Source organism: Streptomyces sp. BRA346 (assembly GCF_052851135.1).
Window position 1 is genome coordinate 13,722 of record NZ_JAIWIH010000014.1, and the last position, 25,355, is coordinate 39,076.

General features: G+C 72.5%; 24 protein-coding genes. 12 read left to right on the forward strand and 12 right to left on the reverse strand.

All coding sequences use genetic code 11. The features are described from left to right. The first annotated feature begins 48 nt into the window (after positions 1–48). The 6 genes from LCH29_RS18785 to LCH29_RS18810 all read left to right on the forward strand — a co-directional run bounded on the left by LCH29_RS18785 (position 49) and on the right by LCH29_RS18810 (position 4,772). A complete protein-coding gene (locus LCH29_RS18785; RefSeq protein WP_063735921.1) occupies positions 49–882 on the forward strand; it encodes a helix-turn-helix domain-containing protein in 834 nt (277 codons plus the stop codon). A 68-nt stretch (positions 883–950) separates the two neighbouring features. Further along, positions 951–2,447, forward strand: coding sequence for a 30S ribosomal protein S12 methylthiotransferase RimO (gene rimO, locus LCH29_RS18790; RefSeq protein ID WP_446462885.1), 1,497 nt, complete (start codon positions 951–953; stop codon positions 2,445–2,447). Continuing rightward, on the forward strand, positions 2,444–3,106 hold the full coding sequence (pgsA, locus tag LCH29_RS18795) for a CDP-diacylglycerol--glycerol-3-phosphate 3-phosphatidyltransferase (protein WP_446462886.1): 663 nt from the start codon (positions 2,444–2,446) through the stop codon (positions 3,104–3,106). Before rimO ends, pgsA begins: the two co-directional genes overlap by 4 nt. Further along, on the forward strand, positions 3,103–3,654 hold the full coding sequence (locus tag LCH29_RS18800) for a CinA family protein (RefSeq protein ID WP_446462887.1): 552 nt from the start codon (positions 3,103–3,105) through the stop codon (positions 3,652–3,654). Before pgsA ends, LCH29_RS18800 begins: the two co-directional genes overlap by 4 nt. 109 nt (positions 3,655–3,763) lie before the next feature. Beyond that, the gene (locus tag LCH29_RS18805; RefSeq protein WP_123107066.1) at positions 3,764–4,147 is read left to right on the forward strand and encodes a helix-turn-helix domain-containing protein; all 384 of its coding nucleotides are present in this window, start codon (positions 3,764–3,766) and stop codon (positions 4,145–4,147) included. Positions 4,148–4,292: 145 nt separating this feature from the next. Continuing rightward, positions 4,293–4,772 (forward strand): Dps family protein, encoded by a 480-nt coding sequence (locus LCH29_RS18810; protein ID WP_446462888.1) that lies wholly within the window; start codon positions 4,293–4,295, stop codon positions 4,770–4,772. Positions 4,773–5,278: 506 nt separating this feature from the next. On the opposite strand, the gene LCH29_RS18815 is transcribed toward LCH29_RS18810, so the two are convergent. From LCH29_RS18815 to LCH29_RS18830, 4 genes are read right to left on the reverse strand one after another with little or no spacing between them, the layout of a single operon-like run. Further along, positions 5,279–6,067, reverse strand: a complete 789-nt coding sequence (locus LCH29_RS18815) for an SDR family NAD(P)-dependent oxidoreductase (protein ID WP_446462889.1) — start codon at positions 6,065–6,067, stop codon at positions 5,279–5,281. 36 nt (positions 6,068–6,103) lie between these two features. Then, positions 6,104–6,907 (reverse strand): Fpg/Nei family DNA glycosylase, encoded by an 804-nt coding sequence (locus LCH29_RS18820; RefSeq protein WP_446462890.1) that lies wholly within the window; start codon positions 6,905–6,907, stop codon positions 6,104–6,106. Positions 6,908–6,916: 9 nt separating this feature from the next. Next, a complete protein-coding gene (locus tag LCH29_RS18825) occupies positions 6,917–11,707 on the reverse strand; it encodes an ATP-dependent helicase (protein WP_446462891.1) in 4,791 nt (1,596 codons plus the stop codon). Between the two features lie 60 nt (positions 11,708–11,767). Further along, entirely contained in the window at positions 11,768–12,724 is a 957-nt protein-coding gene (locus tag LCH29_RS18830; RefSeq protein ID WP_446462892.1) for a hypothetical protein, read from the reverse strand. A gap of 79 nt (positions 12,725–12,803) precedes the next feature. Between LCH29_RS18830 and LCH29_RS18835 the strand changes: the two genes are divergently transcribed. The 4 genes from LCH29_RS18835 to recX all read left to right on the forward strand — a co-directional run bounded on the left by LCH29_RS18835 (position 12,804) and on the right by recX (position 16,195). After that, positions 12,804–12,998 (forward strand): DUF3046 domain-containing protein, encoded by a 195-nt coding sequence (locus LCH29_RS18835; protein WP_123107059.1) that lies wholly within the window; start codon positions 12,804–12,806, stop codon positions 12,996–12,998. Positions 12,999–13,088: 90 nt separating this feature from the next. Further along, positions 13,089–14,312, forward strand: coding sequence for an AI-2E family transporter (locus LCH29_RS18840; RefSeq protein WP_446462893.1), 1,224 nt, complete (start codon positions 13,089–13,091; stop codon positions 14,310–14,312). A 137-nt stretch (positions 14,313–14,449) separates the two neighbouring features. After that, on the forward strand, positions 14,450–15,580 hold the full coding sequence (gene recA / locus LCH29_RS18845; protein ID WP_446462894.1) for a recombinase RecA: 1,131 nt from the start codon (positions 14,450–14,452) through the stop codon (positions 15,578–15,580). A 3-nt stretch (positions 15,581–15,583) separates the two neighbouring features. Beyond that, positions 15,584–16,195, forward strand: coding sequence for a recombination regulator RecX (gene recX, locus LCH29_RS18850; protein ID WP_446462895.1), 612 nt, complete (start codon positions 15,584–15,586; stop codon positions 16,193–16,195). 110 nt (positions 16,196–16,305) lie between these two features. Here the strand turns inward: recX and LCH29_RS18855 are convergent, their stop codons facing one another. The 8 genes from LCH29_RS18855 to LCH29_RS18890 all read right to left on the reverse strand — a co-directional run bounded on the left by LCH29_RS18855 (position 16,306) and on the right by LCH29_RS18890 (position 22,880). Beyond that, complete coding sequence (locus LCH29_RS18855) at positions 16,306–16,701, reverse strand: rhodanese-like domain-containing protein (protein WP_446462896.1); 396 nt, start codon at positions 16,699–16,701, stop codon at positions 16,306–16,308. A 4-nt stretch (positions 16,702–16,705) separates the two neighbouring features. After that, positions 16,706–17,251: a cysteine dioxygenase gene (locus LCH29_RS18860; RefSeq protein WP_446462897.1), complete on the reverse strand. Its 546-nt coding sequence runs from the start codon at positions 17,249–17,251 to the stop codon at positions 16,706–16,708. A 61-nt stretch (positions 17,252–17,312) separates the two neighbouring features. After that, positions 17,313–17,402: a putative leader peptide gene (locus tag LCH29_RS18865; RefSeq protein ID WP_324618140.1), complete on the reverse strand. Its 90-nt coding sequence runs from the start codon at positions 17,400–17,402 to the stop codon at positions 17,313–17,315. 152 nt (positions 17,403–17,554) lie between these two features. Then, complete coding sequence (locus LCH29_RS18870) at positions 17,555–19,300, reverse strand: FAD-dependent monooxygenase (RefSeq protein ID WP_446462898.1); 1,746 nt, start codon at positions 19,298–19,300, stop codon at positions 17,555–17,557. Positions 19,301–19,461: 161 nt separating this feature from the next. Beyond that, entirely contained in the window at positions 19,462–20,397 is a 936-nt protein-coding gene (locus LCH29_RS18875; RefSeq protein ID WP_446462899.1) for an amino acid ABC transporter permease, read from the reverse strand. Beyond that, complete coding sequence (locus LCH29_RS18880) at positions 20,394–21,041, reverse strand: amino acid ABC transporter permease (RefSeq protein ID WP_446462900.1); 648 nt, start codon at positions 21,039–21,041, stop codon at positions 20,394–20,396. The genes LCH29_RS18875 and LCH29_RS18880 overlap by 4 nt, the downstream gene beginning before the upstream one ends. A gap of 77 nt (positions 21,042–21,118) precedes the next feature. Next, complete coding sequence (locus tag LCH29_RS18885) at positions 21,119–22,027, reverse strand: glutamate ABC transporter substrate-binding protein (protein ID WP_446462901.1); 909 nt, start codon at positions 22,025–22,027, stop codon at positions 21,119–21,121. 76 nt (positions 22,028–22,103) lie between these two features. Further along, the gene (locus LCH29_RS18890; protein ID WP_009714604.1) at positions 22,104–22,880 is read right to left on the reverse strand and encodes an amino acid ABC transporter ATP-binding protein; all 777 of its coding nucleotides are present in this window, start codon (positions 22,878–22,880) and stop codon (positions 22,104–22,106) included. Between the two features lie 297 nt (positions 22,881–23,177). Between LCH29_RS18890 and LCH29_RS18895 the strand changes: the two genes are divergently transcribed. Beyond that, positions 23,178–23,894 carry a response regulator transcription factor gene (locus LCH29_RS18895; RefSeq protein ID WP_446462902.1) on the forward strand — a complete coding sequence of 239 codons (717 nt, stop codon included), beginning with the start codon at positions 23,178–23,180 and terminating at the stop codon, positions 23,892–23,894. Positions 23,895–23,912: 18 nt separating this feature from the next. Then, positions 23,913–25,337 carry an ATP-binding protein gene (locus tag LCH29_RS18900; protein ID WP_446462903.1) on the forward strand — a complete coding sequence of 475 codons (1,425 nt, stop codon included), beginning with the start codon at positions 23,913–23,915 and terminating at the stop codon, positions 25,335–25,337. Positions 25,338–25,355 lie beyond the last annotated feature (18 nt).

Here is a 25,355-nt window from a genome sequence, read left to right on the forward strand (position 1 = left end):
CCTAGACTGAACCTCCAGCAGGTGGCTACACGCTCGAAAGGCGCCCCCGTGTCCATCGGCAACGATCTCGAAGACGGCAACTCCCCCGAAGAAGACCGGCCTTCCGTCGGTCGCGCCCTCCAGCAGGCCCGCATCGCCGCGGGGCTGACCGTCGACGAGGTCAGTTCCGTCACCCGGGTGCGCGTGCCCATAGTGCAGGGGATCGAGCAGGACGACTTCTCCCGCTGCGGCGGGGATGTGTACGCCCGGGGGCACATTCGTGTGCTCGCGCGCGCCGTCCGGCTCGACCCGGAGACCTTGATCAACCAATTCGACGCCGAACACGGCGGCCGGCCCGAGCCGACCCCGGCGGCGCCGCTGTTCGATGCCGAGCGCATCCGTCCCGAACCCCGCCGCCCGAACTGGACGGCCGCGATGGTCGCCGCGATCGTCGCCGTCGTCGGATTCGTCGGCTTCACGCTTTTCAGCGGCGGCGACAAGAACGACGGCTCCTCGGTCGCCGAGCAGACCGGCTCGGCCAAGCCGACCGCGTCCACCTCCAGCAGCCCCAGCGCCAGTCCCAGCAAGTCCGGCGAGCGGAAGCCCGAGCCGTCCGAGAGCGCCATCGCGGGCGTCCCGGCGGACAAGGTCACCGTCAAGCTGACCGCGGAGGACGGACAGAGCTGGATCTCCGCCCAGGACCACAACGGGCGGCTGATGGAAGAGGGCGTGCTGCGGAAGGGCCAGTCCAAGACCTTCAGCGACAGCAAGCGCATCGACCTGGTGCTGGGCAACGCCGGGGCGATCAAGCTCTTCGTGAACGGCAAGGAAGTCAAGAACCTGAGCGACAGCGGCACCGTTCAGCGTCTGAGCTACACCAAGGGCGATCCCGAAGCGGGCTGACCAGCCCGGCGGGCGGGGTGGGAGACCTGGCAGCGGAGGGCGGGGCTGCGACAAAGTAGTCTGAGCCCATGCCCGAACGCCGCACTGTCGCCCTTGTCACTCTTGGCTGCGCCCGTAACGAGGTGGACTCGGAGGAGCTCGCAGGCCGCTTGGCGGACGACGGTTGGGAGCTCGTCGAGCAAGCCGCCGACGCCGACGTCGCCGTCGTCAACACCTGCGGCTTCGTCGAGGCCGCCAAGAAGGACTCGGTCGACGCCCTGCTGGAGGCGAACGATCTGAAGGACCACGGCCGCACCCAGGCGGTCGTGGCCGTCGGCTGCATGGCCGAGCGGTACGGCAAGGACCTGGCCGAGGCGCTGCCCGAGGCCGACGGTGTGCTCGGCTTCGACGACTACGCCGACATCTCCGGCCGGCTTCAGACCATCCTCTCCGGTGGCATCCACGCCTCCCACACCCCGCGCGACCGGCGCAAGCTGCTGCCGATCAGCCCCGCCGAGCGCCAGGACACCTCCTCCGTGGCGCTGCCCGGCCACGCCCAGGACACCCGGCCCGAGGACCTGCCCGCCGGTGTCGCCCCGGCCTCCGGGCCGCGCGCCCCGCTGCGCCGCAGACTCGGGAACAGCCCCGTCGCCTCCGTGAAGCTCGCCTCCGGGTGCGACCGGCGGTGTTCCTTCTGCGCCATCCCGTCCTTCCGCGGCTCGTTCATCTCCCGCCGTCCCTCCGATGTGCTGGGCGAGACCCGGTGGCTGGCCGAGCAGGGGGTGAAGGAGATCATGCTGGTCTCCGAGAACAACACCTCGTACGGCAAGGACCTGGGCGACATCCGGCTGCTGGAGACGCTGCTGCCCGAGCTGGCCGAGGTGGACGGGATCGAGCGGATCCGGGTCAGCTACCTCCAGCCCGCCGAGATGCGGCCCGGGCTGATCGACGTGCTGACCTCCACCGAGAAGGTCGCCCCGTACTTCGACCTGTCCTTCCAGCACTCCGCGCCCGGGGTGCTGCGCCGGATGCGCCGCTTCGGCGACACCGACCGCTTCCTCGAACTGCTGGAAACGATCAGAGGCAAGGCGCCGCAGGCAGGCGCCCGCTCGAACTTCATCGTCGGATTCCCTGGCGAGACCGAGGACGACCTGGCCGAGCTGGAGCGTTTCATCAGCGAGGCGCGGCTCGACGCGATCGGCGTCTTCGGGTACTCGGACGAGGACGGCACCGAGGCCGCGGGCTACGAGGACAAGGTCGACCCGGACGAGGTCGCCGACCGGCTGGAGCACATCTCGCGGCTCGCGGAGGAGCTGACCGCCCAGCGGGCGGACGAGCGGCTCGGCGAGACCGTCAGGGTGCTGGTGGACGAGATCGACGACACCGGTGCCGTACTGGGCCGGGCCGCCCACCAGGCGCCGGAGACCGACGGGCAGACCGTGCTCCGCACCTCGGCGCGGCCCGCCGCGGGACGTATGGTCGAAGCGAAGGTGATCGCGGCGGAGGGAGTGGACCTCGTCGCGGAGCCGCTGGAACCGCTGGAGCAGGCGGATGGCGGCGCATGTACGGAGGAGGCGGACAGATGACAGGCGTCCCGGCCTCCGCCGCGGGGAGCCACCACCGGGCCGCCGCGGCCGCCCGGCCCGCCGGATTGTGGAACATCGCCAACATCCTCACCATGGCGCGCTTGGTCCTGGTGCCCGGGTTCGTTTTGTTGATGCTCCACAACGGCGGCTACGACCCGGCCTGGCGCGCCTATGCCTGGGCCGCCTTCGCCATCGCCATGATCACCGACCTGTTCGACGGGCATCTGGCCCGCCGGTACAACCTGGTCACCGACTTCGGCAAGATCGCGGATCCCATCGCGGACAAGGCGATCATGGGGGCGGCGCTGATCTGCCTGTCGGCCCTCGGCGATCTGCCGTGGTGGGTGACGGGCGTGATCATCTTCCGTGAGCTGGGGATCACCCTGATGCGGTTCTGGGTGATCCGGATCGGGGTCATCCCGGCCAGCCGCGGCGGGAAGATGAAGACCCTCGCCCAGGGCGTGGCCGTGGGGATGTACATCCTCGTGCTCACCGGGCCGCTGGCCACGCTGAGGTTCTGGGTGATGGCCGTGGCCGTCGCCCTGACCGTCCTCACCGGCCTCGACTACGTACGGCAGGCCCTGGTGCTGCGCCGGGCGGGCCGTGCGGTGGAGAGCGCCGGTGCGGCGGAGGAGCCCGGGCAGGAACCGGCCCGATGAGCGGCGACGAGACGGCGGCGGCCCGGGACGGCGCCGCCGGGGCGAGCGCGGCCGGGGTCCTGGCGCTGCTGCGGCGGCGCGGGCAGACCGTGGCCGTCGCCGAGTCCCTGACCGGCGGCCTGGTGGCCGCCGAGCTGACCGCCGTGGACGGGGCCTCCCACGCCTTCCGCGGCTCGGTGACCGCGTACGCCACCGACCTCAAGCGCGACCTGCTGGGCGTGGACGGCGCGCTGCTGGCCGAGCGCGGGGCGGTGGACGCGGAGGTCGCCCGGCAGATGGCGGGGGGCGTACGGCGCGCACTGGGCGCCGACTGGGGCGTGGCGACCACCGGTGTGGCGGGTCCCACACCGCAGGACGGAAAGCCCGTGGGCACCGTCCACGTGGCCGTCGCCGGGCCCTCGAACAAGCCCGCGGCCGCGGCGCTGCGGCTGGAGGGGGACCGGGCCGGAATCCGCGCAGAGAGCGTCCGCGCCGCGGTCAAGCTGCTGTTCAGCGAATTGATCGCGACAGCGGGGGCACAGGATACGGAACAACACGACGAATTTTGATGTTTGCAGCCCTGAGTGAACACGACATCGCTCCCCGCACGCGCACAGCCAGAGGCGGTACGGTGGGGCGAGAAGGATCCGGATCCGAGGTCCGAGGAGGGAGCCAGCGATGATTCTGCTCCGTCGCCTGCTGGGTGACGTGCTGCGCCGGCAGCGCCAGCGCCAGGGCCGTACTCTGCGCGAGGTTTCCTCCTCCGCCCGGGTGTCGCTCGGCTATCTGTCAGAGGTCGAGCGCGGGCAGAAGGAAGCCTCGTCCGAGCTGCTGTCGGCGATCTGCGACGCCCTGGACGTACGGATGTCACAGGTCATGCGCGAGGTCAGCGACGAGCTGTCGCTCGCGGAGCTGGCGGAGTCGGCCACGGCGAGCGAGAAGGTGCCCGCACCGATGCGGCCCATGCTCAATTCGGTGTCCGTCACCTCTGTGACGGGCGTCCCGGACGAGCGGGTGACCATCAAGCCGCCCAAGGAGGCTGTGGACGTCGTGGCGGCCTGACGGCCCCAGGTCAGCGCGGAAGCTCTTCGAGCCCCGGCCGGTAGCGATACCGGTCGGGGCTCGATGTTTGACCGGCGCCTTTCCGGTCACCTGACTGGTGGAGAGGTAATCAAGGGGGGCCAAACGGTCGAACAGGAGGAAGTGGATGTCTGTGGTCAAGAGCCCGCTCGCCGAGGAGAACCTCAAGGTCGTCAGCGACGCTCTGCAAGGCGCCCTCGTCGACCTCGTCGACCTCGCCCTGGTGGGCAAGCAGATTCACTGGACGGTCATCGGACCGCGTTTCCGCACGGTTCACTTCCAGCTCGACGATGTGGTGTCGACGGCCAGGACGCACGCCGACACGGTCGCGGAGCGCGCCTCGGCGCTCGGGATTGCGCCGGACGGACGGGCCGAGACGGTGGCCAAGCAGAGCGCCATCGGCAACGTCAAGGAGGGCTGGACCCAGGACACGGACGCCGTGAGGACGCTCGTGGACGCACTCGGGTCCGTGATCTCGCGCATGCGCGAGCGCATCGCCGCGACGGACGAGCCGGATCCGGTGACCCAGGACATTCTCATCGGGCTCACCCGGGACCTGGAGAAGCACCACTGGATGTTCCAGGCGGAGAACGTCAACGGACACTGAGCGACGAGACAGGCAAGGGCGGTACTTCCGCTCGCACCCTGTGTGGTCATCGCCGGGGCACGCCCCCCGGCCTCGGGCGATGGCCGCACAGTCTGCGAGCTGACGGACGTCGGCTCATGGCCCGCCGCGGGGGTGCCCCGCTCTGGGTGCGCCCCGCGGTGCGGCTGGGCACACTGGGGGAGCGCGGGGGTCCGACACGCGCTGACGGGCCTCCTGTGCGCCCTCCCGCCGCGTGCGAACAGGCGTCTAGCGTCGCCCGCTAGCGTCGCCCGAAGGAGGCAGCATGGCAGCCGTGGGAGGGGCCGGCACCCTGCGCCGAAGGCCGGTTCGATGGGTGGTCGCGCTCGTTCTCGGCGGCCTGTGGTGGTGGTCCGTGCTCCGGCTGGCGGTGGAGCCGACCGGGACCGGACCGGTCGAGGGGGCGTTCGCCGTCGGCGGCTGGGGGCTGAGCCTGCTGCCCGTGCACTGCGGTCCCTCGCCCCGGCGCGGAGGCGTGCGCGAGCGGATCACCAGGGCATCGCGACTCCGCCATTCGGGCGCAGAATCTGGCCGGTCGTGAACGCGGAGGCGTCCGAAGCCAGGTGCAGCACCGCATGGGCGACGTCCTCCGGCTCGCCCACCCGCCCCAGCGGTGCGTGCCGGGCCATGGGTGCCTCGGCGCGCCGCTGCTCCTCGGCGGTGCCGCGCCGCGTCATGGGCGTACGCACCCAGCCGGGGGCGACCGCGTTGACGCGGATGCCGTGCGGTCCCACCTCGGCGGCGAGGGTCCGGGTCAGCTGGACCACGGCGGCCTTGGCGACGCCGTAGCACAGCAGCCCGGGGGTGCCGGAGTCGATCGCGCCGGATGCCATGGTGACGATGGACCCGCCGGCGCCGTGGTCGATCATGGCGCGGGCCGCCTCCTGGCAGCCGTACAGCACGCCCTTGAAGTTGACCGCGAGCACCCGGTCCAGATCGGCCTCCACGGTCTCCAGGACCGTGCTGCGGTGCATGATCCCGGCGATGGCCGCCACCACGGCGAGATGGCCCCCGGCGCGGACGGCCGCCGTGGCAGCGGCGGAGACGACGGCCGCGACCTGGGCGCGGTCGGTGACGTCGAGGGGGTGGGCGTGGGCGCTGCCACCGTCGGAGGTGATGCGCTCCGCGGTCCGCCGGGCGCCCTGCTCGTCCAGGTCGGCGCAGTGCACGATCGCTCCGGCCGCCGCCAGCAGGATTGCGGTGGCGCGTCCGATGCCGCTCGCGGCGCCGGTGACCAGCGCGGTGCGGCCGGTGAGGTCGTACGCCGTGACGGTCATGGGCCGACGGTACGACCGGATCTGACGGCCCGTCAATTAGTCTGGCGGGGCGGGAGGCTCCGGCTGGCACACCGGGCACCAGAAGGTCGTACGCTCCTGACCCGCGCGGCCCCGGTCCGCGGCGCGCACCGGCGTACCGCAGCGCAGACAGGGACGCCCCGCGCGGCCGTACACCCACAGCCGCCGGTCGGGGCGCGCCTGCGCCGTGGTGACCCGCGCCCGGCGCGTCCGGTTGGCCTCCAGGAGCCGCTTGGCGAGGTCCACCAGGCGCTCGGGGGAGGGCACGCGGCCGATCGGCAGCCAGGGCGGGATCCGCAGTACGAAGCACAGCTCGCACGCGTACACATTGCCGATTCCGGCCAGGTTGCGCTGGTCCAGCAGCGCCTCGCCCACCGGGCGGGACGGGTCGGCGAGCAGCCGCCCCAGCGCCTCGTCCGGATCCCAGTCCGGGCCGAGGAGATCGGGCCCGAGGTGGCCCACCGCGCGGTCCTCGTCCGCGGTGCGCAGCAGCTCCAGGACCGGGAGGCGGTAGCCGACGGCGGTGCGCTCGGCCGTGGCCAGGACGGCGCGGATCTGGTGGTGCGGGCCGCCGCGCCAGCGCTCGCCGTGGCCGTACACCAGCCACGCGCCGTCCATCCGCAGATGGGAGTGGAGGGTCAGCCCGCCCTCCACCCGGGTCAGCAGATGCTTGCCGCGCGCGACCACCTCGAGGACCCGGCGGCCGGTGAGGTCGACGGTCGCCAGCCGGGGCACCCGCAGATCGCAGCCGGTGAGCGGCGGGCCCGCCAGGGCGTCGTCCAGGCGCCGGGCCGTCTGCCAGACGGTGTCTCCCTCGGGCATCCCGCCCCCTCAGGGACGCAGCCGCAGGCCGCGCGGGGTCGCGTGGAAGCCCGCGGCCTCCAGGACGCGGCCGATCGGCGAGGACAGCGCCGCGGCGCCGTTGACCCGCTCGACGGTCACCGAGCCGAGGGCGCCCGCGCGGGCGGACTGCGCCAGGGCCTCGACCGCGGTACGCAGCCGGGCGTCGTCCTCCGGGGACCCCGCCTCGGCCTCGCCCGCGGGCCAGGCGAGCAGGGTCTTGCCGCCGCGCTCCATGTAGAGGGTCAGCTCCCCGTCGACCAGCGCCACCAGGGCGCCCGCCTTGCGGCCCGGCCGGTGGTTCGCGCCCGCGGGCGGATCGGGCCAGGGGAGGGCCGCGCCGTACGCGTTGGCGGGGTCGGCGGCGGCGAGGACGGTGGTGTGCCGGGACGACTGCCCCGGCGGACCGCCGGGACGGCCGTGACCGCCCGGGCCGCCGTAACTGTCCGGGCCGCCGTAACTGTTGTGACCGCCGAAGGCCGCGCCCGCCGCCCGGTCGCGCGCCGTGCTGACCGCGCGCAGTCGGTCGACCGCGCCGTCCATCGCGAACTGCGCGGCCCCCAGCCCCTCCACCACATAGCCGCGGCGCGCCTGGCCGGTCTCCTCGAAGGCGGACAGCACCCGGTACGCGGCGGAGAAGCCGCCCTCGACCCCCTCGGCGGCGACCGCTCCGCGGGTGACCACCCCGTGCCGGTCCAGCAGGGTGCGCGCCAGGGCGTGCGCCCGGTGGGTGGGCTCGGGCTCGCGCTCCGGCAGCAGCGACCAGCGCCCGGCGACGGTCGGCGGCCCGCTGCGCGAGGCGGTGGGGCGGCCGGTGCGCCCCGTCAGCGTGCCGTACCGGCCCCGGGGGACCGTGCGCTTGGCGCGGTGGGCGGTGGCGCCCGCGGTGCGGCCCGAGCCCAGCAGGGAGCGCAGCGGGGCCAGGGTGTCGCCGGTGAGCCGGCCGGACCAGGCCAGGTCCCATATGGCCTCGGCGAGCTGGGCGTCCTGGAACTCGTGACCGGCGGCCCGGACCTGCTCGGCGATCTGCCGGAAGAACAGCCCGAAGCCCCCGGCCAGCGCGTCCAGCACGGCCTGGTGGAGCGGCCCCGCCTCGAAGGGGTGCGGGGTGTGCAGGAGCAGCGGCGCGGTCTCGGCGAGATGGAGGGTGACCCAGCCGTCCTTGCCGGGCAGCGCGCCCGCACCGGCCCAGACGACCTCACCGGCGGCGGTCAGCTCGTCCAGCATCGTCGGGTTGTAGTCGCCGACCCGGGAGGGCAGGACGAGCTTCTCCAGGGCGGACGCCGGGACCGGTGCGCCCTGGAGCTGCTCGATGGCGCGCACCAGCCCGTCGATGCCCCGCAGGCTGTGGGTGCCCAGATGCTGCCACTGCGGGAGGAAGGCGGCGAGCGCCGAAGGCGGTACGGGCTCCAGCTCCTGGCGCAGCGCGGCCAGCGACCGGCGGCGCAGCCTGCGCAGCACGGCGGCGTCGCACCATTCCTGACCGATTCCGGAGGGATGGAATTCGCCCTGGACGACGCGGCCGCTCGCGGCCAGGCGCTGGAGGGCGCCGTCGGTGACGGCCGTGCCCAGACCCAGCCGGGTGGCCGCCTCGGCGGAGGTGAACGGGCCGTGGGTGCGGGCGTAGCGGGCCAGCAGATCGCCGAGCGGGTCGCCCACGGGCTCGGTGAACGCCTCGGGGACGCCCACCGGCAGCGCCGTGCCCAGTGCGTCGCGCAGTCGCCCCGCGTCCTCGACGGCCGCCCAGCGCTCCTCGCCCGCGATACGGACCCGGATCGCGCGCCGGGCCCGCTCCAGCTCCTCCGCCCAGGCCGGGTCGGCGCCGCGCCCGGCCAGCTCGGCGCCGGTGAGCGGGCCGAGCAGCCGCAGCAGATCGGCGACGCCCTCGGCGTCCTTGGCCCGGCGGTCCTCGGTGAGCCACTGAAGCTCGCGCTCCAGCTCGTCCAGGACGTCGGCGTCCAGCAGCTCGCGCAGCTCGGCCTGGCCCAGCAGCTCGGCCAGCAGCCGCGAGTCGAGGGAGAGGGCCGCGGCGCGCCGCTCGGCCAGCGGCGAGTCGCCCTCGTACAGGAACTGCGCCACGTAGCCGAAGAGCAGCGAGCGGGCGAAGGGGGACGGCTCCGGGGTGGTCACCTCCACCAGCCGCACCCGCCGGGCCTCGATGTCGCCCATCAGCTCGGTGAGGCCGGGCACGTCGAAGACGTCCTGGAGGCATTCGCGGACGGCTTCCAGCACGATGGGGAACGAACCGAACTCGCTCGCCACCTGGAGGAGCTGGGCGGCCCGCTGGCGCTGCTGCCACAGCGGGGTGCGCTTGCCGGGATCGCGCCGGGGCAACAGCAGGGCGCGGGCGGCGCATTCGCGGAACCGGGAGGCGAACAGGGCCGAACCGCCGACCTGGTCGGTGACGATCTGGGACACCTCGCCCCGGTCGAAGACGACATCGGCCGCTCCGATGGGGGACTGCTCGCCGTCGTACTCGGTGCCCTGCCGCATCGGATCGGTGTCGAGCAGGTCCAGGCCCATGAGGTCCGCGTCGGGCAGCCGCAGCACGATGCCGTCGTCCGCGTGCATCACCTGGGCGTCCATGCCGTACCGCTCGGACAGCCGCGCGGCGAGCGCGAGCGCCCAGGGGGCGTGGACCTGCGCGCCGAAGGGGGAGTGGACCACCACGCGCCAGTCGCCCAGCTCGTCACGGAAGCGCTCCACCACGATCGTCCGGTCGTCCGGCACATGGCCGCAGGACTGGCGCTGTTCGCCCAGGTACGCGATCACGTTGTCGGCGGCCCAGGCGTCGAGCCCGGCGGCCAGCAGCCGCTCCCGGGCCTTCTCCGGAGCGAGGGCGCCGACCTCCCGCAGGAACGCGCCCAGCGCCCGGCCCAGTTCGAGCGGGCGGCCGAGCTGGTCGCCCTTCCAGAAGGGGAGCCGGCCGGGGACGCCGGGAGCGGGGGAGACCAGGACGCGGTCGCGGGTGATGTCCTCGATCCGCCAGGACGTGGTGCCCAGGGTGAACACATCGCCCACCCGCGACTCGTAGACCATCTCCTCGTCCAGCTCGCCCACCCGTCGCCCGCCACCGCCCCGAGCGGAAGCGCTTCGCGCTGCTGTATCGGATGGGCCGCCGCCCTTCTTCGGGTCCGCGCCCGCCAGGAAGACGCCGAACAGCCCGCGGTCGGGGATGGTGCCCCCGGAGGTCACCGCGAGCCGCTGCGCCCCCGGCCGCCCCGTGACCGTCCCCGCGACCCGGTCCCACACCAGGCGCGGCCGCAGCTCGGCGAAGGCGTCGGAGGGATAGCGGCCCGCGAGCATGTCGAGGACCGAGGTGTACGCCGACTCCGGGAGCGAGGCGAACGGCGCGGCGCGGCGGACCAGGGCCAGCAGCTCCTCCACGTCCCAGCTGTCCATGGCCGTCATGGCGATGAGCTGCTGGGCGAGCACGTCCAGCGGATTCGCGGGCACCCGAAGCGACTCGATGGCCCCCTCCCGCATCCGCTCGGTGACCACCGCCGCCTGCACCAGATCGCCGCGGTACTTGGGGAACACCACACCGGTGGAGACCGCGCCCACCTGGTGCCCGGCCCGGCCCACCCGCTGGAGTCCGGACGCCACCGAGGGCGGCGACTCGACCTGGACGACCAGGTCCACCGCGCCCATGTCGATGCCCAGCTCCAGGCTGGAGGTGGCGACGACGGCGGGCAGCCGACCCGCCTTCAAGTCCTCCTCGACCAGGGCCCGCTGCTCCTTGGACACCGAGCCGTGGTGCGCGCGGGCGAGCAGCGCGGGCGCACCACGGGCCGCACCGGCCTCGGCCATCAGCTCGGCGGGGGAGTGGTCCTCGGGCAGTGCCTCACCGGTGGCCCGCTCGTAGGCGATCTCGTTGAGCCGGTTGCACAGCCGCTCGGCCAGGCGGCGGGAGTTGGCGAAGACGATCGTGGACCGGTGCGCCTGGACGAGATCGGCGATCCGCTCCTCCACATGCGGCCAGATCGACGGCTTCTCGCCCGGCTGCCCGTCCTGGGCCGGGGAGCCGCCCAGCTCTCCCAGGTCCTCGACGGGGACGATCACCGACAGGTCGAACTCCTTGCCCGAGGGCGGCTGGACGATCTCCACCGCGCGCCGCGGCGACAGGAAGCGCGCCACCTCGTCCACCGGGCGCACCGTCGCCGACAGGCCGATCCGCCGGGCGGGCCGGTCCAGCAGCTCGTCCAGCCGCTCCAGGGACAGCGCGAGATGCGCGCCGCGCTTCGTCCCCGCGACGGCGTGCACCTCGTCCAGGATCACCGTCTCCACTCCGCGCAGCGCCTCCCGGGTGGCGGAGGTGAGCATCAGGAACAGCGACTCGGGCGTGGTGATGAGGATGTCCGGCGGGCGGGTGGCCAGGGCGCGGCGCTCGGCGGCCGGGGTGTCGCCGGAGCGGATGCCCACCCGGATCTCCGGCTCGGGCAGGCCGAGGCGCGCCGCCTCGTGCCGGATGCCGGTGAGCGGGCTGCGCAGGTTGCGCTCCACATCCACCGCCAGGGCCTTCAGCGGCGACACGTACAGCACCCGGCAGCGCTTGCGGTGCTCGGCGGGCGGCGGCTCGGCGGCCAGCCGGTCCAGCGCCGCCAGGAACGCGGCCAGCGTCTTGCCGGAGCCGGTCGGGGCGACCACCAGCACGTCCGAGCCCTCGCCGATCGCCCGCCACGCCCCCTCCTGCGCGGCCGTGGGCGCGGTGAAGGCGCCCGTGAACCACCCTCGGGTGGCCGGGGAAAGTGCGTGCAGCGCCGACCGTGCCATGTCCCCCATCGTGCACCGCCCCACCGACAACGGGCCGTCCGCGCAGGTCAGCGGGCCAGCCCAGGTTCCTCAGATCGCCCGCCCGTAGGCGCGCAGCGTGAGCAGCGCCTCCACGGTCACCACCGCCCGCCACTCCAGCGCCGCCCCCGGGGTCCAGGCCCGCCGCCGGGCCGGCCAGCCGCCGTCCTCGCGCTGCGCGGCCGCCAGGAAGTCCAGCGAGCGCTCCACCTCGGCGTCGGTGAACCAGCGGCGGGCCAGCGAGCCGGGCGCACGGGCGACGTCGTACACGAAGCTGTGGTCACCGGGGCCGTGGCCGGGCGGCAGCGGACCGTCCTCGGCGCGCTCGGGGTCCAGTACCACCAGCCGCCGCTCCCGCACCCGGCGGCCCAGCCGCTCGGCCACCTCCTCGGCGCGCGCCCGGTCCGGTGCGCCGTCGAGGAAGGCGACGGCCGCCGCCACCTCGTACGGACGCGCCGGGGCGCCCTCTTCCAGCGCCGTCACCGCCGCCCAGCAGAAGTCGGTGGCGCGGAACAGCCAGGCGTGCCACACCTCGTTGCGGTGCAGCAGCCCCACCACCGGGCCGGTGGTCAGCAGATCGCCGCGCGGATGGTCCGACGGCCGGATCCAGGGGGCGGCCGGGTAGTCGCGGAGCGACGGGTGGCATGCGGGCAGGGCGCCGTCCCGGGTGGAGATCGCGGTCAGATAGCGGCACAGCCGCTCCACCCGCTGCCCGCCGCAGCGGCCGATCCCGTCGAGCACCCGCAGGGCGTGCGCGACGTGCTGCGGCTGGCTCACCGGGCCGCGCAGATCCGGCTCCAGGGCGTGGCCGTAGCCCCCGTCGGTGCCCAGGTACGCGGCGAGCGCGGTCTCGACCGGCTCGGCGTCGGCGTCCTGGAAGTGATACGCGAACCGGCGCTGCTCGAGCACGCGTGCGGTCAGCCACACGAACCGCGCGGCGCGCGCGAGCGGAGAGGCGGGCGCGGGCGGCGCGGACGGGGAGGAGGGGACTGCTGCGGATCGATCCATGGGACAGACCGTAGGGCGGGAAACGCCTGCGGAAGGGGGCTCACGCCCCGGTGCACCCCGGGAGCGCGATACTGGTCGCATGCGGTTGACGGTCTTCTGGCAGCGGATGGCGGATCACTTCGGTGAGGCGTACGCCGACTCCTTCGCGCGCGATCATGTGATGTCCCAGCTCGGCGGCCGGACCGTCCACCAGGCGCTCGCCGCGGGGTGGGAGGCGAAGGACGTCTGGCGCGGGGTGTGCACCGCGATGGAGATCCCTCCCGAGAAGCGCTGACGAGCGCCGGGCGGGGGCCGGGACGTGTGAGAGGGAGCGCACTCCCGGGGTGGCCGGATTTTCTGGACGGGTGTACGCCACACTTGCCGGGTGGCCCCGACCGAAGAGACCCTCTCCCCCGACGCCGACGGCGTCCCGACCCCCGCACAGGCCCCGAAGGACGCACCGGCCCCCACGGAGGGCTCGGCGCAGTCCGCGCGCATGCCGCGCTGGCTGCCCCGCGCCATGGTGCTCGCCCTTGCCCTGGTGGCCTGTTACCGGCTCGCCACCTGGGCCTTCGATCAGCTGACCGGACTGCTGCTGAACGTCCTGATCGCGTTCTTCCTGGCGCTCGCGATCGAACCGGCCGTGGACCGCATGGCCGCGCGCGGCGTCCGCCGGGGCCTGGCCACCGGGATTGTCTTCATCGGCATCCTCGTCACCGCCGCGGGCTTCTTCACCCTGCTCGGCTCGATGCTGGCCGACCAGATCATGACCATGGTCGAGGACTTCCCGAAGTACCTCGATCAGGTGGTCAGCTGGATGAACGACACGTTCCACACCCGGCTGTCGCGGCTGGAGATCCAGGACAGCCTGCTCCACTCCGACTGGCTTCAGAGCTATGTGAAGAACAGCGCCGACAATGTGCTGGACGTCTCCGCGCAGGTGCTCGGCGGGCTGTTCAGGCTCCTCACGGTGACGCTGTTCGCCTTCTACTTCGCCGCCGACGGCCCCCGGCTGCGCCGCGCGCTGTGCTCCGTCCTGCCGCCGAACCGGCAGACCGAGGTGCTGCGGGCCTGGGAGATTGCGGTCGCCAAGACCGGCGGCTACATCTACTCGCGCGGGCTGATGGCGCTGATCTCCGGTGTCGCGCACTACATCCTGCTGGAGAGCCTGGGCGTGCCCTACGCCCCGGCGCTGGCCGTCTGGGTGGGGCTGATCTCGCAGTTCATCCCGACCATCGGCACGTACCTCGCGGGTGCCCTGCCGATGCTGATCGCCTTCACGGTCAACCCCTGGTACGCGATCTGGGTGCTGGTCTTCGTCGTGGTCTACCAGCAGTTCGAGAACTACCTGCTCCAGCCGAGGATCACGTCGCGGACCGTGGACATCCACCCCGCCGTCTCCTTCGGATCGGTGATCGCGGGCACGGCGCTGCTGGGCGCGGTGGGGGCGCTGATCGCGATTCCGGCGACCGCGACGCTCCAGGCGTTCCTCGGCGCGTACATCAAGCGCTACGACGTGACGGACGATCCGCGGATGCACGGGCGGACGCGGCGGCGCGGTGCCTCCGCGCTGGCGCGCATGCGACACGCGCTGTCCCGGCGCAGTTGACACAAAAATCGAACATCCATTCTGATGGAGACCCGGCCCGGTTATCCACAGGCCGAGCATGTCCGGGCCGCTTGTCAGTGGCAGGCGCTAGCGTCATGGACGTGAAGCGATCGACTCAAGCAAACCGGGTGGAACCCATGGCAGGAACCGACCGCGAGAAGGCACTCGACGCCGCGCTCGCACAGATTGAACGGCAGTTCGGCAAAGGCGCCGTGATGCGCATGGGCGAGCGGCCGAACGAGCCCATCGAGGTCATCCCCACCGGGTCGACCGCTCTCGATGTGGCCCTCGGCGTCGGCGGGCTGCCGCGCGGCCGCGTGGTGGAGGTGTACGGGCCGGAGTCCTCCGGTAAGACCACCCTGACCCTGCACGCGGTGGCCAACGCCCAGCGGTCCGGCGGCACCGTCGCCTTCGTGGACGCGGAGCACGCCCTCGACCCCGACTACGCGCAGAAGCTGGGCGTGGACACGGACTCGCTGATCCTGTCCCAGCCGGACAACGGCGAACAGGCGCTGGAGATCACGGACATGCTGATCCGTTCCGGCGCCCTCGACCTCATCGTCGTCGACTCCGTCGCCGCGCTGGTGCCGCGCGCGGAGATCGAGGGCGAGATGGGCGACTCCCATGTCGGCCTCCAGGCCCGGCTGATGAGCCAGGCGCTCCGTAAGATCACCGGTGCGCTGAACCAGTCGAAGACCACCGCGATCTTCATCAACCAGCTCCGGGAGAAGGTCGGCGTCATGTTCGGCTCCCCGGAGACCACCACCGGTGGCCGGGCGCTGAAGTTCTACGCCTCGGTGCGTCTGGACATCCGCCGCATCGAGACCCTCAAGGACGGCACCGACGCGGTGGGCAACCGCACCCGCGTCAAGGTCGTCAAGAACAAGGTCGCGCCGCCCTTCAAGCAGGCCGAGTTCGACATCCTCTACGGCCAGGGCATCAGCCGCGAGGGCGGTCTGATCGACATGGGCGTCGAGCACGGCTTCATCCGCAAGTCCGGCGCCTGGTACACCTACGAGGGCGACCAGCTCGGCCAGGGCAAGGAGAACGCCCGCAACTTCCTGAAGGACAACCCCGATCTCGCCAATGAGATCGAGAAGAAGATCAAGGAGAAGCTCGGCATCGGCGTGAAGCCCGCGGACCCGGCCGCCGAGCCCGGCCCGGACGCGGCGGGTGCCGCGCCCGCCGCGGAACCGGCGAAGCCCGCGGCGGCCCCGGCGGCCAAGTCCGGGTCGAAGGCGGCCAAGACCGCCGCGGCGAAGAGCTGATCCATGACACGGCGGACCGACTGGCAGGACGGCCCGGGCCGTCCGGAGCCCCCGGACCGTCCGGATCGCGGCGCCCCCTCCTCGTCGAGGGCCGAGCAGGGGACGCCGCTCGGCCCGGAGGAGCAGGCGCGGGCGATCTGCCTGCGCCTGCTCACCGGGACCCCGCGCACCCGTCAGCAGCTCGCGGACGCCCTGCGCACCCGCGGCATCCCCGATGAGGCGGCCGAGGAGGTGCTGTCCCGGTTCGAGGACGTCGGGCTCATCGATGACGCGGCGTTCGCGGAGGCCTGGGTGGAGTCCCGGCATCACAGCCGGGGCCTGGCCCGCCGCGCGCTCGCCCGGGAGCTGCGCACCAAGGGCGTCGACTCCGCGCTGATCGCCGATGCGGTGGGGCAGCTCGAGGCCGATCAGGAGGAGCGGACCGCCCGCGAGCTGGTCGAGCGCAAGCTGCGCACCACCCGCGGGCTCGACCGGGAGAAGCGGCTGCGCCGCCTCGCCGGAATGCTCGCCCGCAAGGGATATCCCGAGGGGGTGGCACTCCGGGTGGTGCGGCGCGCGCTGGAGGAGGAGGGCGAGGACCCGGAGCTGCTGGAGCACCATCTGCCCGACGTCTGACGCTCCGGCCGACATCGGGCCCTCCGGCCCATGTCCGACCGTCCGGGTCCCTCCGGTCGACGTCTGGTCGAAGCGGAACCTTCCCGCCCACGGGGTGCGGGCCGGAGAGGTCAGTGCACCGGGAGACCGGCCGCCCGCCAGGCCTGGAAGCCGCCGGTCAGATCGGTCGCCCGGGTCAGGCCCAGCTGCCGCAGCGAGACCGCCGCGAAGCTCGACGCATAGCCCTCGTTGCAGACCACCACCACCTGAAGGTCGTGGTGGGTGGCCTCGGGCAGCCGGTGGTCGCACTGCGGGTCGAGCCGCCACTCCAGCTCGTTCCGCTCGACGATCAGCGCGCCGGGGATGGTGCCGTCGCGCTCCCGCAGTGCCGCGTACCGGATGTCCACCAGCAGTCCGCCCGCGGACTGCACGGCGGCGGCCTCCTCGGGGCCGAGCCGGTCCAGCCCCTGGCGGGCCTCGGCCAGCAGCTCCTCCACGCTGCGCTTCGTCACGTGTGCCGTGCCCATCGCGTTACTCCCATTCCTGCGGCTGCTCGACCTGCTCCAGCCGCAGCACCTGGCCGGTGCGGCTGTAGCGCCGCATCAGCGGCAGCGGCGGATAGTAGGCGTGCACCGACACCGCATGCCGCTCCGGCGACGGGTTGATGACCTCGTGGACGTGGTGCGCACCGAAGGCCCGGCCGAGTCCGGCGGACAGCCGCCGTTCGCGGTCCACGCCCTCGGCCAGTTCGAGGGTCTTCCAGCCCTCGGTGGGCAGGCGGACGGCCAGCGACTGTTCGTTGAGCTCGCCGGCCGCCGTCACGAACGCCCCGTGCGAGCCGCCGTGGTCGTGCCAGCCGGTGCCGGTGCCGGGCGGCCAGGCGATCAGCCATGCCTCGCTGCCACCCGGGCCCTCCAGCCGCAGCCAGGTGCGGCCCTCGGGATCGAGCGGGAGCGACGCGACGAGTTCGGCGTCGGCGGCGGTCCGGCGGACGAAGTCCAGCAGATCGGCCGCGCTGGGCGGCGTGGCGGGACCGGCCGAGGGGCGCGCAGGGGAGAGAAGGGGTGCGTCAGACACGGAAACCGTCCTGGGTGATCGCGAAAGAGGCGCGGCCGGGCCGCGCGGGAGGAAAAGCGGATCAACAGGACGGACGACACACGCAGCCCGCGTAGCGGAGGAGGTCCAGATGGACCCTCCGCCAGAAGCGAGGCAGGCCGGTGTCAGTCACGCTCCGCAGTGAAGCATGAGCCGGACGGGGAGGTCAATCACACCGGGGGCGCTCCGGGACGGCCCACACACCGGCGTACGACGTCAGCGCCATGATGGGCGCGGGGGCGCGTGACGCACTCCTCACCACCGGCGTGCCGTGGCTTCCCCTCACTACCGGCGTGCCATGGCCTCCGCGTCCACGCCCCGGGCGGTGTCCCCGCCTCGCGCCGCGTCCGCGCACGCGTACAGCTCGGCGGGGCGTACCCCGGACAGCGCCGCGGCGAGATGGCCGTCCGGCCGCACCAGCAGCACGGTGTGGGCCGGAGCCCCCGGGTACTCCTCGGCGACCAGCAGTTCCGTGCGCATCGGCAGGGCCGAGACGGCCGCCGCCAGCCGGGGCATCAGCCCCGCGCGCATCCAGTGGCGGCGGTCCCACACCCCGGTGCCCGGGGCGACCAGCACCACCAGCAGCTCCCGGTCCAGCCGCTCCCACAGCCGCACCACCGCCCCGTCCGGCGCGGTCACGCGGACGTCGGCCACCGGCCCCCCGGTGGGCGTGCCCACCGTGACGGAGCCCTCCGGGGGCGCCGCGGGGGCCAGCGGGGAGCGGCCGTAGGCGGGGGGCGCGCCGAGGGGGCCATGGCCGAGGTGGCCGTCGGTGAGCAGCGCGTCATGGCCGCGGCTGCCCCCCGGCAGCACCGTGCGCCGTACCGCGCGCCACCCCCCGGCCGCCCGGACCAGCGGCAGCGCCTGGTCGGCGGTGCGCAGTCGCGCGGCGACGGCCGTCCGCCGCTCCGCCTGATAGCTGTCGAGCAGGGCGTCGGAGGCGCCGTGGTGCCAGGCGAGCGAGAGTTTCCAGGCGAGATTGCCGACGTCCCGCAGCCCTTCTTCGAGCCCCTGGGTGCCCAGGGCGCCGTGCAGATGGGCGGCGTCCCCGGCGAGGAAGGCGCGGCCCACGCGCCAGCGCCGGGCGAGCCGGTGGTGCACGGTGTGCACGCCGGTGTCCAGGAGCTCGTAGGGGATCGCGGTCTCCTCGCACCACCCCGCGAGGGTGTCGCGCACCCGGACCATGAGGGCGTCCGGGGTGACGAGGTCGCGGCCCGGCGGGAGCAGCCAGTCGATCCGCCAGACGCCGTGCGGCAGCGGACGGGCGGTCACCTCCGCGTCGATGCTGCGCCACGGCGGCGAGCGGTGCAGTACGGCCTCACCGGGCCAGGGGAGGTCGGCGCGCAGGGCGGCGACGGCGTGCCGTTCCACCGCCGTACGTCCGGGGAAGCGCACCCCCAGCTGCTTGCGGACGGTGGACCGGGGGCCGTCGCAGCCGACCAGGTGGCTGCCCCGCCACCAGGTGGCCTGGGCGCCCCGGGTCCGTACGCTCACCCCCCGCGCGTCCTGCTCCACGGTCTCGACGCGGGTGCCGGGGACGATCCGTACGAGGTCCTCGTCGCCGATGGCGGCCAGCGCCGCCCGCAGCGCCCGGGTCAGCTCGTGCTGCGGCAGATGCAGCGGGGAGGACACCGGTGCCTCGGGCTCGCCCTCCCGAGAGGATCCGTCCCGAGAGGATCCGTCCCGAGGGGATCCGTCGCGTGTGGCACCGTCCCGCCCGTCGCCGTCTTCGGTGGCCGCCGGGGGAGGGGCGCCGAAAAGCGGGCCGGGCACCAGGGGGACGTGCCGTACGAGCTGGCGGCGGCGCAGCGTGCGCCACCCCGTCCACGGCCGCGCCCCGGCCGTGGCCCGGCAGCCGAGCCGCTCCAGCAGGGCGGCGGTGTCCGGGCGCAGCACGACGGTGCGGGCCAGGCGCGGCTCGTCGCCCCCGGCGGTCTCGTCGAACAGCACGACGGGGACGTCCTGACGGGCGAGTGCGAGGGCCAGGGTGAGCCCGACCGGGCCCGCCCCGGCGACGATCACCGGGTCCACGGCGCGGTTCCCATGGCCCTGCGGGGCGTACGTGACGTACGGAAACTGGCAGTTGAAACCCGGTGAGCGATCACAGAAAGCATGCAACCGACTGCGAGTGCCCGCGTCAAGCGGCGACGGGCGGTGGCGCACGCGCCACCGCCCGTCAGGACCCGGTTGCCTCAGCCGGTCTTGCCGGCCGGCTGCTCCGGCGCGGGCTGGTCCACCGCGTCGAGCGCGTCGACGGCCGCGAGCGGCTGGGCGGCGTCCGCGACCGGGATGCCGGTCTTGGCGCGCCGGCCGCGCCGTTCGATCCAGGTGGCCAGCGAGGAGAGGGCCAGACACATCGCGATGTAGATGGTGCCCCCGACGATGATCACCGGGACGTACGGGTTGTCGTCGTTGACGACGATGTTCCCGGCGAGCTGCTGGAGCTGGAACAGCAGCTCCTGGTAGGTGATGACGTAGCCGAGCGAGGTGTCCTTCAGCGTCACCACGAGCTGGCTGATGATGGTCGGCAGCATCGCCCGGACGGCCTGCGGAATCAGGACCGTCGTCATGACCTGGGTCTTGCTCATGCCGAGGGCGTAGGCGGCCTCACGCTGCCCGCGGGGCACCGCGTTGATGCCCGCCCGCAGCACCTCGGCCTGCACCGAGCCGTTGTAGACGGTCAGCCCGACGACCAGCGCCCAGAAGCCGGTGCTGTCACCGGTGAGGCCCAGGTCGGAGCGGTAGGTGAGGAGGAGAACCCACAGCACGTAGATGGTGATCAGCAGCGGGATGGCCCGGAACAGCTCGATGAATCCGGTCGCGAGCCAGCGCACGGGCTGGTGGTCCGAGAGCCGGGCGACCGCGAGCAGGATGCCCAGGACCAGCGAGAGCACCGACGCCACGGCGAACACCTGGAGGGTGGTGAGCACGCCGTCGCGGATGCTGGTCCGCACGCCCGCGTTGTTGAAGATCTCCCACATCTCCGGCGCGAACTGGCCCTTCTCGTTCAGCCGCAGGACGGCGAAGACGATCAGGGCGAGGACGGCGAGGGTGCCGAGGACCGAGTAGACGCGGTTGCGGATACGGGCCTTGGGGCCGGGCGCGTCGTACAGGACGCTCGCGCTCATCGGGCCACCTCCAGACGGCTCTCCAGCAGTCGGAAGGCACCGCTGATGGTGAAGGTGATGACGAGGTAGCACAGGGCGACCCACAGGAAGATCCACCCGATTGGGAAGCCCTTGTCACTCAGCAGCTTCGAGACGTTGAACAGTTCGGTGTTGCTGAAGGCGCCCGCGATGGCCGAGTTCTTCGTCAGAGCGATGAAGATGCTGCTCATCGGAGGGATCACGGTCCGGGTGGCCTGCGGCAGGACTATCAGCCGCAGCGTCTGGGCGAAGGACATGCCCAGGCTGCGGGCGGCCTCCGCCTGGCCGAGCGGCACGGTGTTGATACCGGACCGCACGGCCTCGCAGACGAAGGTCGACGTGTAGCAGCCCAGCGCCACCATCGCGAGAACGAACGGACTCGTTCCCGGGAAGAAGATCTGCGGGACCACGAAGAAGGCGACCAGGAACAGCAGGGTCAGCGGAGTGTTGCGCAGCAGGGTGACCCACGCCGTGCCGAAGGCGCGCAGCGGCGGAATGGGGGACACCCGGAAGCCGGCCATGATGATGCCCAGGACGAGGGCGAGCGCCGCACTGGCCGCCGTGAGGGCGAGGGTTCCGAGAAAGCCCTCGCGGAACTGGGGCAAATGATCGAGGAGTACGTTCATCGATTCTCCGCGGTAGCGGTCGGGTCAGCGGCGTGCGGAGCGCACCGGCTTCACGGGTGAACGGGGGACCGGACCGCTCAGTAGCGGGGCAGCGGGGTCTTCGGCGCGACGTAGGAGGAGCCGGACTTGCCGAGCGTGCCGACGTACGCCTTCTTGTAGTCGCCGTTCTTGATGTGCTTCTCGAGCGAGTCGGTGATCGCGTCGCGCAGCACCTTGTCGTTCTTGTTCATCCCGACGCCGTACGGCTCCTCGGTGAACGGCTTCTCCACCAGCTTGAGCTTCGACGGCCGCTGGGCCGCGTAGCCCTTGAGGATCGCGTCGTCGGTGGTGACCGCGTCGACCTGGCCGTCGAGGAGCTGCTTGACGCAGAGCGAGTACTTGCTCAGCTCGGTGGTCTTGGCCCCGTACTTCGGCTTCTTGATCTCCTGGAGCGGAGTAGAGCCGACGATCGAGCAGATCTTCTTGCCCTTGACGCTGTCCGGGCCGGTGATGCCCTTCTCGTCCTTGCGGACCAGCAGGTCGGCACCGGCCTTGTAGTACGGGCCCGCGAAGCCGACCTGCTTCTTGCGCTCGTCGTTGATCGTGTAGGTGCCGACGTAGTAGTCGACCTGGCCCTTGGAGATGGAGGTCTCGCGGACGTTGGAGTCGACCGTCTTGAAGGTGATCTTGTCCGCGGAGAAGCCGAGGTCGGCCGCGACCATCTTGGCGATCTCGATGTCGAAGCCGGAGCGCTTGCCCTCGGTGTCCACGAAGCCCAGGAAGGGCTGGTCGGCCTTGGCGCCGATGACGATCTTGCCCCGCTTCTGCGCCGCCTTCAGGGTCGGCGAGTTCAGCTTCACGTCCTTGGCGACGGTGTACGAGCCCTCGTAGACCTCGCCGCCCTTCGGCTTGTCGCCTGCGGTGCCCTTCTCGCCGCCACAGGCGGTCGCGGTCGCCGCGAGAGCGAGTGCCACCGCTGCGGCCGCTGCCGTGTTACGCATCCTCATGGTGCTGCCCCATCCTTGGTTCCGTACGTCTTCGCGGACTTGGCGTCATCGCAAACTTGGGTGTGCGGTCGCGGGCTCAGTGGTGGAGGATCTTCGAGAGGAAGTCCTTGGCCCGGTCGCTGCGCGGATTGTTGAAGAACTGGTCCGGCTCGGCCTCTTCGACGATGCGGCCGTCGGCCATGAAGACCACGCGGTTCGCTGCGGAGCGCGCGAAGCCCATCTCGTGGGTGACGACGACCATCGTCATGCCGTCCCTGGCGAGCTGCTGCATGACCTCCAGCACCTCGTTGATCATCTCCGGGTCGAGCGCCGAGGTGGGCTCGTCGAAGAGCATCACCTTCGGGTCCATGGCCAGCGCGCGGGCGATGGCCACGCGCTGCTGCTGACCGCCGGAGAGCTGGGCGGGGTACTTGTCCGCCTGGGCGCCGACGCCCACCCGGTCGAGCAGCTTCCGGGCCTTGTCCTCGGCGGCCTTCTTGTCCGCCTTACGGACCTTGATCTGGCCCAGCACCACGTTTTCGAGCACCGTCTTGTGCGCGAAGAGGTTGAAGGACTGGAAGACCATGCCGACGTCCGCCCGCAGGCGGGCCAGCTCCCTGCCCTCCTGGGGCAGCGGCTTGCCGTCGATCGTGATGGATCCGGCGTCGATCGTCTCCAGCCGGTTGATCGTGCGGCACAGCGTGGACTTACCGGATCCCGACGGTCCGATGACGACGACCACCTCGCCGCGGGATATGGTCAGGTCGATGTCCTGGAGGACATGCAGCGCGCCAAAGTGCTTGTTGACTCCGGACAGCGCGACCAACGCGTTCGCCACCGGCGCGGCGTCCTTGGTCACCGATACTTCGCTCATTCGGCTTTCCGCTCCCGTCCTCCTTGGTTGGGAGGACATTAATGAGCAGCCACAATCAGCGTCATTACATCTGAGCGGAAATTGAGGATAACGATCTGGCTTCGGCCTGGCACTCTGTGTAAAGGTCCTCAGGGGTGTCGTACCGGCTGCATAACGGAAACCTTCCTGTGACTGTATGCGTCTTGACGCATGCGCGTGTATCGGAGTGGATTCCTTGGGGCCGTGTCTTCGGTCACGTTTCGGGGCCGCGCGGGCACAAGGCACGCACCCATGAGAGGGAAAGTGGAGGAGGGGCCGGTGAGGCTGCTGCTCGTCGAGGATGACAACCATGTGGCCGCGGCCCTGACCGCGGTGCTGTCCCGGCACGGCTTCGACATCACCCACGCCCGCGGCGGCGAGGAGGCGCTGAAGGCGCTGCTGCCCGGTGCGGGCGCGCCCTTCGGCGTCGTACTCCTCGACCTCGGACTGCCGGACCAGGACGGCTTCGAGGTGTGCGGCCGGATCCGCAAGCTCACCGCGACGCCCGTGATCATGGTGACCGCGCGCTCCGACGTGCGGTCCCGCATACACGGGCTCAACCTCGGCGCCGACGACTACGTGGTCAAGCCGTACGACACCATGGAGCTGCTCGCCCGCATCCACGCCGTCAGCAGGCGTACCCTCCCCTCCGACTCCGGTGCCGGGGCCGGTACGGAGGAGAGCGGGGAGGGCCCGCAGCCGCCGCTGCGGCTCGGCCCGGTCACCATCGAGCTGCTCACCCGCCAGGTCTCGGTCGACGGCACGACGGTCTCGCTCACCCGCAAGGAGTTCGACCTGCTCGCGCTGCTGGCCCAGCGCCCCGGCGTGGTCTTCCGCCGTGAGCAGATCATCAGCGAGGTGTGGCGCACCAGCTGGGAGGGAACCGGACGCACCCTGGAGGTGCACATCGCCTCGCTCCGCTCCAAGCTGCACATGCCCGCCCTGATCGAGACGGTCCGCGGCGTGGGCTACCGTCTCGTCGCCCCGGCCGGCTGAGCGGCCAGGGCTGCCCGCGTGCGCACTCGTCTCCTCCCGCTGCTGATCGTCCTCATGGCGGGCGTCCTGCTCGCCCTCGGCTTCCCGCTCGCCATGAGCCTGGCCGCCCGCGAGCAGCAGCGCGTGGTCGTCGACCGGATCGACGACACCGCCCGCTTCGCCGCGCTCGCCCAGTTCGTCACCGCCGGGCCGACGGCCGTGATGGGCGCGAAGGGGGACAAGGGGGGCGAGGGCAATGAACGGCTCAATACGCTGAGCTCGGAACTCGCCCGCTACCACGATCTGTACGGCATCCGGGCCGGGGTGTTCTTCCGGGACGGCCTGCGGATGGCCAAGGCGCCCGCCGACTGGCGGCTGCCCCGGGACGGGAACGGCGCCGAGGCCTTCGACGAGGCCCTGGCCGGGCGCCGCAGCCACGATCCGCCGCAGGTGTGGCCGTGGCAGCGGGGCAGGCTCACCGTCGCGTCCCCCGTCGTACGGGACGGGGACGTGGTGGCCGTCGTCGTGACCGACTCGCCCACCGGCCGGATGCGCTCGCGCATCCTCCACGGCTGGCTGGTCATCGGGGGCGGGGAGTGCGCCGCGATGCTGCTCGCGGTGGGGGCCGCGTTCCGCCTGACCGGCTGGGTGCTGCGGCCCGTACGCATCCTGGACACCGCCACGCACGACATCGCGACCGGGCGCATGCAGTCGCGGGTCGCGGCCGCCTCGGGCCCGCCGGAACTGCGGCGGCTGGCCCGCTCGTTCAACGAGATGGCCGACAACGTCGAGGAAGTCCTGGAACAGCAGCGGGCCTTCGTCGCCGACGCCTCCCACCAGCTGCGCAACCCGCTCTCCGCGCTGCTGCTGCGCATCGAGCTGCTGGGTCTCGAGCTGCCCGACGGCCATGAGGAGATCGCCTCGGTGCGCACCGAGGGCAAACGCCTGGCCCGCGTCCTGGACGACCTCCTCGACCTCGCCCTGGCCGAGCACACGGCGGCCGACCTGCGTCTCACCGACATCGCCGAACTGGCCGCCGACCGGGTGGACGCCTGGCTTCCGGTCGCCGGGCGCGAGGAGGTCGGTCTCGCCTACACGGGCCCCTCGGCCATCACCGGCTGGGCCGACCCGGTGGCCCTGTCCAGCGCTCTGGACGCGGTCGTCGACAACGCGCTCAAGTTCACGCCCCAGGGGTCGCACGTGGAGGTCTCGGCGCGGGCCGAGGGCGAGTCCATCGCCCTGACCGTCGCCGACGGCGGTCCCGGCCTCACCGAGGACGAGCTGGCCCGGATCGGCGACCGCTTCTGGCGCAGCAACCGGCACCAGAACGTCTCGGGTTCCGGACTGGGCCTGTCCATCTCCCGTGCGCTGCTCACGGCGGGCGGCGCCACCATCGCCTACGCGCCCAACGAGCCCCGCGGACTGCGCGTCACCATCACCGTGCCGCGCAGCAAGCCGCAGTGAGATGCGCTGCTGTCAGGG